Genomic DNA, 12520 nt, shown 5'->3' on the forward strand with positions numbered 1-12520 from the left:
CGGCTCAGTCGCGGATGTCCTGGAGCAGCCACTCGCGCGGGATCTCGTGCCCCAGGCCGCGCTCGCGGGCCCGCTCGTAGACGACCGCCGCGACGGCGTGGAACTGGGCGCCCTGGATGTTGCCGCGCTCGGAGAACGTCACCTGCCGCTCGTCGTCGCGCGCCCGGTCGCGGCCCGCGAGGACGGCGTCGAGCCCGACCCGGCGGGCGCGGCCGGGCGCGGGTCCCGGTCCCCGTTCGTGGTGGTGGCCCCAGACCGGGGCGCCCGGCGCGGCCCGGTAGCTGACGTACTCGTCGTCCGTGGCCCAGCCGGGTGTGGACACGGGCACACCGGCGCTGCCCAGCCGCAGCCAGACGTCGAAGCGCTCCCGGGCCCGGGCGTCGGGATGCCCGCCGATGCAGGTGACATGGGTGCCGGGGGACAGGTGGCGGCCGAGGACCACGTCCCCGACCGCGTCGGTGCAGCCGGCCACGATGTCCGCGCCCCGATGGGCCAGTTCGGGCTCGTCCACCGCCACCACGTCCAGGCCGTGCAGTTCGCGCATCTCGGCGGCGAAGCGCTCGCGATGGCGGCGGGTGGGGCTGTGGACCTGGACGCGTGCGAGCGGGCGTACCGTCAGGAGGGCCTCGACGTGGCTGCGTGCCATGCCGCCCGAGCCCAGCAGCCCCAGCACCCGGGCGTCCTCACGGGCCCCGAAGCGCACGCCGATCGCCGAGTCGGCGCCGACCCGCAGATGCTGGAGCAGCCCGTCGTTGAGCAGGGCGAGGGGCTCACCCGTGCGCGCGTCGAGCAGCAGCACCAGACCGCAGAACAGTCCCGGCCGTACGCAGTACTTCTCCTGGGTGCGCAGACCCGGCGGGCCGGTCTCGGTGAGCACGTCGGACTTCATGCGCAGGGCGAGGTATCCGGTGCGGGCCGAGCCGCCCTCCATGGTTCCCCACCGGTACACGCGCCTGTCGTCCACCGGCAGCCCGAGGTCGATGCGGGGCCGGCACACGCCCGTCCCGTCGGCCAGGTCGCGGTAGGACTCCTCCAGCGCGCGCACCACGTCGGGCATGGTGAGGACGGCGGCCGTCACCTTGTTGTCGAGGACGAGCATGATCCTCCGCTCGGTCGGCCCCCGGGACGGGGGCGGCGGGTCAGCCGCGCAGCGGGGTGTCCGGGCCTTCGTGCGCGACCCGGGCGGCGAGATGGCGCCACATCGCCGACACGTTGAACGCCGGTCCCAGATCGGGCAGTTCGGCGATGTCCTCGTCGGGGACCGGGCGCAGCGGAGCGCCGGTCGCGGCGACGGCGAGGGTGGTGCGGGCCAGTGAGTCGACGGCCAGGGCCCGGGTGACGGCCTGCGCGACCGCGTGCGCGGGGTTGCCCGTGCCGACGGCGACCAGACCGTGCCCGCGCAGTACGGCGACGGGGCGGTCCCCGAGCGCGGCCACCATCTGTTCCGCCAGGTCGCGGCGGCGGATCAGCGCCGAGCGGGGCCAGACGGGGATGCCCTCGTGGGCCAGCCGGGCGGCCGGGATGTCGTAGGAGCCGACGAGGGGGATCCAGGGCAGTTCGGCGACGGAGGCGGCGACCACCGCGGGGGGATGCGCGTGGACCACGGCCGTGACCTCCGGGCGGGCCCGCAACACCTCGCTGTGGATGGGCAGTTCGCCCGGCACCCGCCAGTCCCGCGGGACGTCGCCGGCGCCGTCGAGGGTCACCTCCTGCACGTCCTCCACGACGGTGAAGGCGAGTCCGCGCTCCTCGGGGCCGCGCCCGCGGACGAGGAGCGACCCGGGGCCGGTCCGCGCGCTGACGTGGCCGAGGATGTGCTCGACCAGGCCGGTCACGGCGAGCACCCGGCACGCCAGGGCGACGCGTTCACGCAGAGCTTCGCGGGAGCCTTCCGGGGATCTCATGGCCGTTTCGCTCTCCTCGCCTGGATGCACCCGTCAGGCTATTGGACTGTTGGTATGACTTTAAGCCATTGCGTAGGATGAGGTCAACGAAGCCTCTGACCATGGGACAATGCGCGTATGCCATCGCGACCGAGCCAGCCTCAACGCGCTGAGACCGACGAGACGACTCCCGTCAAGAAGACCGCCCCGGCGGACGGTCTGTTCAAGGCGGTCTCCTCCAGTCGTGTCTCCCAGCTGATCGTGGAGCAGATCAAGCTGCTGCTGAAGGAGCAGCGCCTGCAACCGGGCGACCGGCTCCCCAGCGAACGCGAACTGTGCGTGCAGTTCGGCGTCAGCCGCGTGACCGTGCGCGAGGCCCTGCGCAGCCTGGAGGCCAGCGGACTGGTCGAGATCCGGGTCGGTGCCCGCGGTGGCGCGTTCGTGACGGCGCCGTCGTCGCAGCGCGTGGGTGAGGGGCTCGCCGATCTGCTCTCCCTGTCGCCGCTGACCGCGGCCGAGGTCACCGAGGCGCGGCTCGTCTTCGAGCTCGGCATCGTGCCCCTCGTCGTCGAGCGTGCGACCGACGAGGACATCGCCGGGTTGCGCGCGCTGTGCGAGGAGCATGCCGAGGCGGTCAGGCAGGGGGTCTACGACATGGAGATGTCCGCCGACTTCCACACCCGGGTCGCGGCCTGCACGCACAACACCGCGATCGAGATGCTCGTCCAGTCCTTCCACGGCCCGCTGTTGATGAGCCTGCGCGAGGCGCAGAGCGTCGAGCCGCAGATGGGGCAGCACGGCTCCAAGGAGCACCGCAGGTTCGTCGACGCCGTGGCCGCCCGGGACGCCGAGACCGCCTCGGAGATCATGCGGACGCACATCCGGCGCACCGCGTCGCGCGTGAAGGGCGGCGCCACCGGCGCGTGAGCCGGATCCGAGTGATCCACAACTGATCGAGTCCCGGGTCGGGTCCGGCCCGGGACTCTTTTGCGTCCCACGCGAAGGCATTATGGTTAGACCATCAGTCATCCACGGTATCCATTCCCAGTGATCCATCGGAGGCACCATGGGTAAGAAGGGACGCGTCTTCGTCCGCGGCCTGACCTCGGAGACCTACGGCCTGGGGGAGTTCCGCCGCCGGCAGCTGGCCGTCAAGCGGGTGCGCGACGACTCGGTGGTCGTCGACGACGCGAAGGTGGCCCACTCGGGCGACAGCGAGAAGTCCCGGACGTGGTGGCGGGTCGGCCCGGGTGACGAGGAGTTCCTCACCCAGACCATCCAGGTCCACTTCGTCGAACTGCCGCCGCAGTCCAGCAACCACGGCCACGGCCACCAGAACGAGGCGGCCTTCTACATCCTCCAGGGTCGCGGGTACGAGATCCACGACGACCAGCGCTACGACTGGACCAAGGACGACCTCGTCTTCGTCCACACCGACTCCGTGCACCGCCACTTCAACCCCTACGACGAGACCGCGACCGCCCTGGTGGTGAAGGCCAAGAGCACCTGGATGTTCATGGGCCTGCTCCAGCAGGGGCGCAGCGGACCGGTCGAGCGGGAGGCGGAGTTCGGACCCCGCGAGGACTGGTCGCGGATCTGGACACCCGGCGTCCTGGACCGCAAGAAGGTCATCGGCCTCGGCGACACCGGCTGGGAGGAGACCCCGCTCGGCCGCGTCCGCGTGATGTCCTCGCCCGAGCGCACCGACGCCCGCATCTTCTCCGTCGACGCCTTCGAACTCGACATCCCGGCCGGCAGCCGCTCCGGCAGGTACTGGAAGATGGCCGACGAGGTCTTCTACGTCCTCGACGGCGGCGGCTACGCCCTCCAGTGGGAGGTTGAGGCGGAGATCGCCGAGAAGTACTACGCGCGGATCGCCAAGGAGCCCACCCGGCACGAGATCACCAAGGGCGACACCCTGTACGTGCCGCAGAACCACGTCTGCCAGCTCTTCGCCCACGACGGCACCCCCCTGAGGGTGCTCTCGGCGCAGAACCGCGTCTTCAAGCACCTCGGTTACGACACGGTGCACTTCCTGGAGGACGCCCCCGGGTACAAGGCCGCCGGGAACGCCTGACGACACCGACGGCCGCGGCCCCGCACCCTCCGCCGGGGGTGTGGGGCCGCGGCCGTCCGGCGCCGGTGTCACGTGTGCTCGGCCGCCGCCTCCTCCGCGGCCGCGACCAGGTCGTCCACGCCCAGCAGCGCCGGCTCGCGCGCCGTCTCCAGGCGCAGGGCCAGCGCCCCGTGCACCGTCTTGCGGATACGGCGCCCGTCCAGACCGTGCAGCAGCCTGCCCACCCGCCGGTGCACGGCCGAGTCCTCGGCCAGCGGGGCCAGTTCGGGCCACTGCGCGGCCAGACCGCGCAGCGAGTCGGCGACGATCCGCGGGACGACCGACGCGTCGGGCAGCTCCGTACGGACGACGAGGTCGGCCCGGGAGAGGAACGCCTCGTCGACGGCCTCGGCGAAGTTCGTCGTCACCACGAGCAGCGTGCCGGGACGCCGGGCCCGCAGCGCGTCCAGGCCGCTGAGCACGGCGTCCGTCGCCCGGTGCACGTCCACCGGGTTGGTGTCGAACGAGGCCGAGTGCCGCCGTACGGCGAGTGCCTCGACCTCGTCGACCAGCACGATCGTGTGCGGCCGGCGGGCGGCCAGTTCGGGCAGCGTCTCCCGGAACAGCCGGGAGACCGAGCGCTGGCTCTCGCCGAGCATCTCGCTGGGGAAGGCGTGCGGATCGACCTCGACGAGCGTGGTCGCGCCGTGCGGGGCCAGCGTGCGTGCCGCGGCCTGCGCGAGCCCCTGGGCGAGGGTGGTCTTGCCGGTGCCCGGCGGCCCCGCCAGCACCACCAGGCCGTGCGGCGCCACGGCCGAGCCGGCGAGCCGCCGCCCGTGCCGCAGCACGAGCACGGCGGTCGCCAGCAGCCTTTCCTTCAGGCGGTGTTCGACGATCACGGAGTCCCACGGACCGTCGTGGTGGTCGGCGGGCAGCGCGTGGACGCCGGCCACGCCGTGCGGCAGTGTCTCGCTCACCGCTCCGGTCCCCCGTTCACGGCCACGTGGGGCGCGTCAGCGCCGGCCACCGGATCGTCGACGGGTCGCCGGCCTGCGCGTCGCGGATGTGGTCCGGCGGCTCCTCGAACAGCACCAGCGGATCGCACAGCGCCCGCATCGTCTCCAGCAGGCTGTCGAACATGTGGATGCGGACGACCTTGGCGGTCTGCTCCGGATGGGAGTTGATGTGCTGGTGCCACAGGAAGTGGTCGACGACGATGAGGTCGCCCTTCTTCCACGGGTGCCGCTCACCGCCCTCCGGCTCGGTGCCCAGATAGCTCTCGCCGGAGCCCTCGACGACATACAGCCAGGCCTCGCCCGGGTGCCGGTGCATCGACTGGGCGCGACCCGGACCGATCTCGAACATCGCCATGGTGATGCCGGACGCCTGGTAGCCGATGGCGCGGTCGAGCAGGAAGGTCGTACGGGTACCGCGCGGGGTGTTGCGCAGTTCGAGCTCGTCCCAGCTGGTGTGCAGCCGGCCCGAGCGGCGGGCCTCCTGGTCCCGGGCGAGCCGGCGCAGCCGGCTGGCGTACGGGTCGGCGCCGTCGCGGCCGGGGGAGAAGGCAGGACGCGGCGGCAGCGCGGCGACCGGGGTGTGCCCGGCGTCCTCGATCACGGCCATGCCCATCGTCTCCAGCAGCGGAGCGCTGGAGAAGGTGAGGCAACGCGTCGACGTGGCACCGTCGTTGCCACTGCGGTGCCAGGACCAGGCGGGCAGATGCAGTGAGTCACCGGGGCCCCAGTCGACGCGCCTGCCGTCGATCTCGGTCCAGCCCCGGCCGGCCACGACGAAGACCATCGCGTCCCAGGAGTGCCGGTGCAGGGTGGTCGTCGTGCCGGGGCCGATCTCGTGGGCCAGGGCGTCCATGGTGCGGGTCGGCCGGTCGCCGTCGGCGCCGACGTAGACGCCCACGCGGCTGCCCCGTTCGGTCGGGTGCATCACGACGTCCTCGAGGGCGACGATCGTGCGGTGGGTCTTGCGCCACTCCTCGATGAAGGCGGCCCGGCGGCGTTTCTGGACGTGGTAGTGGGTGACTTCGGTGGTGGTGTGCGTACTCAACAGGTCTCCCAACAGGCTTGACGGAGCGGGGGAGTGCGATGGTCGCTCAGGGGGTGGCGGGCTCCGGGCGGGGAACGCTGTACCGGCGGACGGTGCGGCTGCGCACCGCGCTCGCCCCGGAGACGGCCGCGGGCACCAGGCCGCCCACGGTCAGTGCCACGATCGGGCCGACGGCGCCGGCGAACAGGCCCATCACCGAGTCGCCGATCGCGGGACCGCCGCGCGAGCACATCTGGTAGATCGCCGAGACCCGGCCGCGCAGTTCGTCCGGGGTCTCGACCTGCACGGCGGCGTGGCGGACCGTGGTCGCGACCGCGTCCGCGGCGCCCAGGAGCAGGGCCATGACGACGGCCACGGTGAACACCCGCGCCTGCGCCAGCCCCACAACGGCCAGGCCGTACACGGCCGTTCCCCACAGCACGATCCGTCCGGCGCGCGCCGTGCGGATCAGCCGGAAGACCCAGACCGAGCCGATCAGGGCCCCGGCCGAGGGCGCGGCCGACAGCAGGCCGTAGCCGGTGGCGCCCACGTGCAGGACGTCCGCGGCGAAGGCCGGCAGCAGTACGCGGTAGGCGCCGAACACGGTGGCCGTCATGTCCAGGCCCATCAACTGCCAGACCACGGGCCGCCGGGCGACGTGGCGCACGCCCTCCCGCAGGCTCTCCAGCAGCGGCCGTCGTCCGGCGTCGGCGACCAGGGGCGGCACGCGCAGTACGGCCAGGACGGCCACCAGGGCGGCGTAGGTGACGGCGTCGAAGACGTAGACCGCCCCCGGCCCGCCGACCGCGATCAGCACGCCCGCGCATGCCGGGCCGACCAGGACGGCCAGTTCACGTGAGGGGTTGAGCAGGGCGAACGCGTCGACCAGGCGTTCGCGCGGGACCGTCGCGGGGATCAGGGCCTGCCGTGCGGGCTGGTCGAAGGTCGCCGCCGCCGTCGCGAGGAGCGAGGAGACGACGACCGTCCACACCGTGGCCGCACGGGCGAGTGTGATCACGGCCAGGCCCGCCGACACCAGCAGGGCGAGGCCCTGCGTGGCCTGGAGCAGGCGGCGCCGGTCCAGGCGGTCGGCGTAGATCCCGCCGGCCGGTGACAGCACCAGCAGGGCGACCGCCTGGGCCAGGCCCACCAGGCCCACCTGGGCCGTGGAGCCGGTGAGTTGGTAGACCTGGTAGAGGTTGGCCGCGACGGCGCCCCGGGTCCCGATCTGGGACAGCACGACGCCGCCCCAGTAGAGCGTGAAGTCGCGATGGCGCAGTACCTGGGGTATCGGCATCGCTCAGTCGACCGGGACCAGCGTCACCTTGTCGGGGGCCACGCTGAAGTGGACCTCGGTCCCGGGCGGGATCGACAGGTTGGGGTTGGAGCGGTTGCGGATCTCCAGGTCGCCCACGCCCACGATGTGGTCGACGACGTCGCCCATGAAGGCACGGTTGCGGATGGTGCCGGACCATTCGTTGGGCACGTCGCCGCGCCGCTCGCGCGACAGGTCGACGCACTCGGGCCGGATCGAGATCAGCACCGTGTCCCCGACGCCGGGCACCCGCTCCACCCCGCGCGCGACCATCCGGCCGTGCGCGGTGTCGGCCTGCACCTCGTCGCCCTTGACCGAGACGACCTTGGCCTCCATGAAGTTGGAGGTGCCGATGAACTCGGCGACGAAGCGGGTGGCCGGCCTGGTGTAGATCTCGCGGGGCTTGCCGATCTGCTCGATGCGGCCCCCGTTCATCACCGCGATCCGGTTGGACATCACCAGCGCCTCCGACTGGTCGTGCGTCACGTAGATCGCGGTGAGGTTCAACTCTCTTTGCAGGCGCTTGAGCTCGAAGCGCATCGTCTCGCGCAGCTTGGCGTCCAGGTTGGACAGCGGCTCGTCGAGCAGCATCAGCTCGGGCCGGGTGACCAGGGCGCGGGCCAGGGCCAGACGCTGCTGCTGGCCGCCGGAGAGCTTGGTGGCGGGCCGGGCGGCGTAGGCACCGAGCTCGATCACGTCGAGGACCTGCCCGACCCGGTCCTCGATCTCCTTGCGGTCCGGGCGCCTGGCGCGGGGCAGCACCTCCAGCGGGAAGGAGACGTTCTTGAAGACCGACATGTGCGGCCAGATGGCGTACGACTGGAAGACCATGCCGAGCCCGCGCCGGTTGGCGCGCATGTTGATGCCCCGCGTGTGGTCGTACAGGACCCGTCCGCCGAGCGTCACCCGCCCCTCGGTGGGGCGTTCGAGGCCCGCCACGGAGCGCAGGGTCGTGGTCTTGCCGCAGCCGGAGGGGCCCAGCAGCGTGAACAGCTCGCCGTCCTGGACCTCGAAGTCGACCCCGCCCACGGCGTACACCCGTGTGCCGGCCCCGGAAGCGCGTTTCGACCTGCGTCCCGACGTGTCGTCGTAGCTCTTCTTGAGGGATTCGACCGTCAACATCGCTGATGGTTCCTTCGGTTAGTTCGCGGAGTCGTTCTGCAGCCCGAAGCGGGCGCCCAGCCGGTAGGCGACGGAGACCAGCACCACGAGCAGGACGACCATCAGGACGCCCAGCGCGGCGAGGGTGGTGAACTGGCCGTTCTCGAACTGCTCCCAGATCAGCACCGACAGCACCTCCTTGCCGGGGCTGTAGAGCAGGATCGTGCTGGACAGCTCGCGGAAGGACACGACGAGGATGTAGACCCAGCCGGCCAGGATGCCGCCGCTCATCAGCGGCAGCACCACCCGCCGGAAGGACTGGAACCAGGAGGCGCCCGCCACCGCGGCCGACTCCTCCAGTTCCGGGGACATCTGCGCCATCGCCGACGACGCGTAGCGCATGCCGTAGGGCAGATAGCGCGTGCAGTACGACACCAGCAGGATCAGCAGCGTGCCGTAGATCGGCAGCGGCATCCGCAGGTAGACGAACGACAGCGCGAGGCCCAGGACCAGGCCGGGGATGACGATGGGCGTGAAGGCGAGCAGGTCGAGGACGCGCCGGCCGGGTGCCCTGGTGCGCAGCACCACCCAGGACACGACCGACGTCAGGATCATCACCGCGGTCGCCGCGCCCAGGCCGACGACGAGCGAGTTCTTCAGTGCCGTGAACGCCAGCGGCATGTTCAGCACCGTGCGGTAGTTGGCCAGCGTCATCTGGCTGATCGTCTTGTGCGTCGGCGCCGCGTAGTACTTCAGCAGCGAGGCGTAGACCAGGACGGCGACCGGCAGGACGACGGTGAGCAGGAAGTAGAGGATCACTCCCGCGCCCACGAAGGGCCGGGCGCGGCCGAGTTCGACCGGGCGGGGCCGGAAGGCCTTGCCGGTCACCGTCTGGAAGTTGCGCGAGGAGCGCTGCAGCCAGGCCGAGACCAGCACGCCCGCCGCGGCGATGACGAGCAGGCCGATGGCGTACGCGCCGGCTGCTCCGTAGTCGACCGGGTAGGCCCGCAGCACGAAGTAGATGCGGCTGGTGAAGACGTAGATGCCGTTCTGCAGCCCGAGCAGGCCCGGGACCTCGAAGCTCTCCAGCGACTGTACGAACATCAGCAGCGCCGCGGAGATCATCGCCGGCCGCAGCAGGGGTACCGTGACACGGCGCAGCACGGTCAGCCGGCTCGCCCCCGACATGGCGGCGGACTCCTCCAGCGAGGGGTCCATCGCGCGGAACGCGGCGACCATGAGCAGGAACGCGACCGGTGCGAGATGCAGGCCCTGCACCCAGATCATGCCCCACACGCTGTAGATGTTGATCGGCGAGGAGCCGAACACCGGCTTGAACACCAGGGCGTTGAGCAGTCCGCTCGACGGGTCGCCGAGGAAGATCCACGAGGTGGCGTACAGAATGCCGGGGACGATGAGCGGCACCAGGGAAGCGGCGAAGAACAGCGCCTTGAACGGCGTGTCCGTGCGCACCTGGATGTACGCCAGCGCGGTGCCGAGGACGAGGGCCAGGGCGGCCGCGCCGACCGCGAACCACAGCGAGTTGAGCATCATCTCGCCGGACTGCGAGTTGCCGCCGTAGGCCCGGGAGAAGGCGCCCAGGGAGACGCCGTTGCCGTCGGCGCTGAGGAAGGTGTCGTGCACGAGGTAGCCCAGCGGCACGACGGCGAGGTAGCCGACGATGATCACGGCGCCGCCGACCAGCAGCCCCTGCAGGGACAGCGGGCGCTTCAGCAGCCGGACGAGCCTGCCGGGACGGGTGACTTCGGGTGGCTCCGGCGCCGGCGCGGGGCCCGGGCCGTCGTCACGTGAGGTGGTGGCCGGTAGGAGGGTCATCGGCCGTCACTTCCCCACGGACGCGGCACCGCGCAGCAGCGCGTCGTACTTCTTGTCCCAGCCGCCGCCGTCGTCCTTGCTCAGGCCCTTGACGTCGAAGGGCACCAGGGTGATGCCGTTCAGGCTCTTGTCGCCGGAGACCTTCGTCGACGGCGTGAGGCCGAGCTCGACCAGCTCCTTCTGGCCGTCGGTGAGCAGCCAGTCGTAGAACAGCCAGGCGGCGGCCGGGTGGTGGGCGTCCTTGATCATGCCGACGCCGTTGGGCCGGCCGAAGGCGGGGATCGACGACGTGCCGCTCTTCGGCAGACGCGCGACGGGGGCGCCCTTCTCGGCGGCGCGGTCCGTGATGTACGTGTAGTTCATCGCCTCCATGGGCGTCTGGCCCGCGGTGAGGAACTGCATCATCGTCGTGTGGCCCTTGGCCACCTTGGAGTTGGCGACGATGTCCTTCCACAGCTTGTCGACCTCGGCCTGCGACTTGCCGTGGTCCAGCCAGTACTTGGTGACGTTCTCGTACCAGTCGCTGTCGCTGACCTCCAGGGTGATCTTGCCCTTGTACTTGGGCAGCGCCAGGTCCTCCCAGCTGTGCGGCTCCTGGCCGGGCTTGATCAGGTCGGTGTTCCAGGCGGGCTGGAAGACGTTGAAGCGGCTCGCGGTCCAGTGCTTGAACCTGCCCGCGGGCTCGACCTTCTGCAGTGCGGAGCCGTTGAAGTCGGACAGGATCTCGTTGTCGGAGAGTGCCGTCATCTCCAGGAAGTTGGTCTCCACCACATCCGCGCCGGCCTTGCCGGCCTGGGCCTCCTGCATGGTCCGCTGGAGCACCGTCTCGGAGTTGCCGCGGAAGACGCTGACATGGATGCCGTACTTCTTCTGGAAGGCATCGGCGACCGGCGTCGCGATGTCCGCGGTCATCGACGTGTAGAGGGAGAGCGTGCCGCCCTCCTTCTTGGCCAGCTCCTCGGCCTTGGCGCGCTGTTGGTCCTTGGGGAGGCCGGCTATCTGCGTGTAGACGCCGCTGGCCTTGGCGTTGGCGGCGGTGGTGACGGCGCCGCCGCATCCGGTGGTGACGGCCGCGACCAGCAGCACGGCCACGGCGAGGGTGGTGTTACGGGTGCTCATGCGGTGCTCTCCTGGAGAGATGCGATCGGGGGTGTGCGGGTCAGCCCGCCGCGGGGACGCCGCGCAGCAGCGCGTCGTAGGCGGTGTTCCATTTCCTGGTGTCGGTCTCGGCTGTCTTCGAGAGGCTGTAGGTCCTGGTGCCGGCCGGGATCGGGTCCTTGTAGCCGGGCACCTGCGTGGCCGCGGGGATGCGCAGCGACTCGGCGATGACCTGCTGGCCGGCGCCGAGGACCCAGTCGGTCCACAGCAGGGCGGCCGCGGGGTGGCGGGCGCGGGCCATCAGGGCCACGCCGTTGGGGCGCAGGATCACCGGCTCCACGGCCGGGCGCCAGGCGACCGGAGCGCCCTTCTTCGCCGCCTTGTCGATGGTGTGGCTGTAGACCGAGAGGGCCACCGCGAACTGGCCCGCGCTGAGCAGTTCGCCCTGCACGGTGTGGCCCTTGACCACCTTCGCGTTGGTGGCGATCTTCTTGAACAGGGCGTCCGCGTCGGCCTGGGACATCCCCTTCTCCTCGGTGAGATACGTGTGCATCGACGCGTACCAGTCCCAGTCGCCGACCTCGACGGAGAGCCTGCCCTTCCACCTGGGCTCGGCGAAGTCCGCGAAGTCGGTGGGCTCCTGGCCCTTCTTGACCTGGTCGGTGTTCCAGCCGACGACGAAGGCGTTGAAGCGCTCGGCGGTCCAGCCGCCGAGTTTTTTCGCGGCGTCCTTCAGGTTCGCCAGGGCGGGTCCCCGGTAGGCGTGCAGCAGGTGCTGGGCGTCCAGGGCGCGCAGTTCGAGGTCGTTGGTGTCCATGACGTCGTTCTGCGGCTTGTTCGCGTCGTTCTCCTGGAGCGCCCGCTGGAGCACCGTCTCCGAGTTGGCCCGGAAGGCGTGCACCTTGATGCCGGGGTAGGCCTTCTGGAACGCGTCGACGAGGTCCTGGATGTCGGTGTTGGAGGTGTAGAGGTCCAGCGTGCCGCCCTCGCTCTTCGCGTCGGCCAGCAGCTTGTCCGTGCGCCGTGCGCCGGTCAGCGACTCGTAGGGGGCGTAGGGGTTCTTCTCGGGAGCGGAGCCGGCCGCGCTCGTGGTGGTGGGGGAGCCACCGCAGCCGGTGAGGACCAGACCCGCGGCCAGCAGGCCGGCGGGGAGAGCACCTTGACGCATCGCACACTCCTTGGACGAGGCGA

The 12520-nt window shown here is 71.2% G+C and carries 11 protein-coding genes; 2 read left to right on the forward strand and 9 right to left on the reverse strand.

Annotated elements, in window-relative coordinates; translation table 11 throughout:
• Positions 1-4: 4 nt before the first annotated feature.
• Both ACIRPX_RS01815 and ACIRPX_RS01820 read right to left on the reverse strand, forming a co-directional pair.
• Entirely contained in the window at positions 5-1099 is a 1095-nt protein-coding gene (locus ACIRPX_RS01815; RefSeq protein ID WP_404187292.1) for an ornithine cyclodeaminase family protein, read from the reverse strand.
• Between the two features lie 40 nt (positions 1100-1139).
• Positions 1140-1904 carry a class II aldolase/adducin family protein gene (locus ACIRPX_RS01820; RefSeq protein WP_404187293.1) on the reverse strand — a complete coding sequence of 255 codons (765 nt, stop codon included), beginning with the start codon at positions 1902-1904 and terminating at the stop codon, positions 1140-1142.
• 117 nt (positions 1905-2021) lie between these two features.
• Here ACIRPX_RS01820 and ACIRPX_RS01825 point away from each other — a divergent pair, with 117 nt between their 5' ends.
• Both ACIRPX_RS01825 and ACIRPX_RS01830 read left to right on the forward strand, forming a co-directional pair.
• Positions 2022-2810 (forward strand): FadR/GntR family transcriptional regulator, encoded by a 789-nt coding sequence (locus tag ACIRPX_RS01825; RefSeq protein WP_404187294.1) that lies wholly within the window; start codon positions 2022-2024, stop codon positions 2808-2810.
• Positions 2811-2949: 139 nt separating this feature from the next.
• Complete coding sequence (locus ACIRPX_RS01830) at positions 2950-3960, forward strand: cupin domain-containing protein (protein WP_404187295.1); 1011 nt, start codon at positions 2950-2952, stop codon at positions 3958-3960.
• A gap of 68 nt (positions 3961-4028) precedes the next feature.
• Here ACIRPX_RS01830 and ACIRPX_RS01835 read toward each other — a convergent pair whose 3' ends face one another.
• From ACIRPX_RS01835 to ACIRPX_RS01865, 7 genes are read right to left on the reverse strand one after another with little or no spacing between them, the layout of a single operon-like run.
• Positions 4029-4916 (reverse strand): AAA family ATPase, encoded by an 888-nt coding sequence (locus ACIRPX_RS01835; RefSeq protein WP_404187296.1) that lies wholly within the window; start codon positions 4914-4916, stop codon positions 4029-4031.
• Between the two features lie 16 nt (positions 4917-4932).
• A complete protein-coding gene (locus ACIRPX_RS01840; RefSeq protein ID WP_404187297.1) occupies positions 4933-6000 on the reverse strand; it encodes a cupin domain-containing protein in 1068 nt (355 codons plus the stop codon).
• Positions 6001-6046: 46 nt separating this feature from the next.
• Positions 6047-7276, reverse strand: a complete 1230-nt coding sequence (locus ACIRPX_RS01845) for an MFS transporter (protein WP_404187298.1) — start codon at positions 7274-7276, stop codon at positions 6047-6049.
• A 3-nt stretch (positions 7277-7279) separates the two neighbouring features.
• The gene (locus ACIRPX_RS01850; RefSeq protein ID WP_404187299.1) at positions 7280-8416 is read right to left on the reverse strand and encodes an ABC transporter ATP-binding protein; all 1137 of its coding nucleotides are present in this window, start codon (positions 8414-8416) and stop codon (positions 7280-7282) included.
• 18 nt (positions 8417-8434) lie between these two features.
• Complete coding sequence (locus tag ACIRPX_RS01855) at positions 8435-10231, reverse strand: ABC transporter permease (protein ID WP_404187300.1); 1797 nt, start codon at positions 10229-10231, stop codon at positions 8435-8437.
• 6 nt (positions 10232-10237) lie between these two features.
• Entirely contained in the window at positions 10238-11350 is a 1113-nt protein-coding gene (locus ACIRPX_RS01860) for an ABC transporter substrate-binding protein (protein WP_404187301.1), read from the reverse strand.
• Between the two features lie 40 nt (positions 11351-11390).
• Positions 11391-12497 (reverse strand): ABC transporter substrate-binding protein, encoded by a 1107-nt coding sequence (locus tag ACIRPX_RS01865; RefSeq protein WP_404187302.1) that lies wholly within the window; start codon positions 12495-12497, stop codon positions 11391-11393.
• Positions 12498-12520: the final 23 nt, after the last annotated feature.

The sequence above is a fragment of the Streptomyces sp. NPDC101225 genome (assembly GCF_044767585.1).
In the GTDB taxonomy this organism is placed as follows: Bacteria; Actinomycetota; Actinomycetes; order Streptomycetales; family Streptomycetaceae; genus Streptomyces.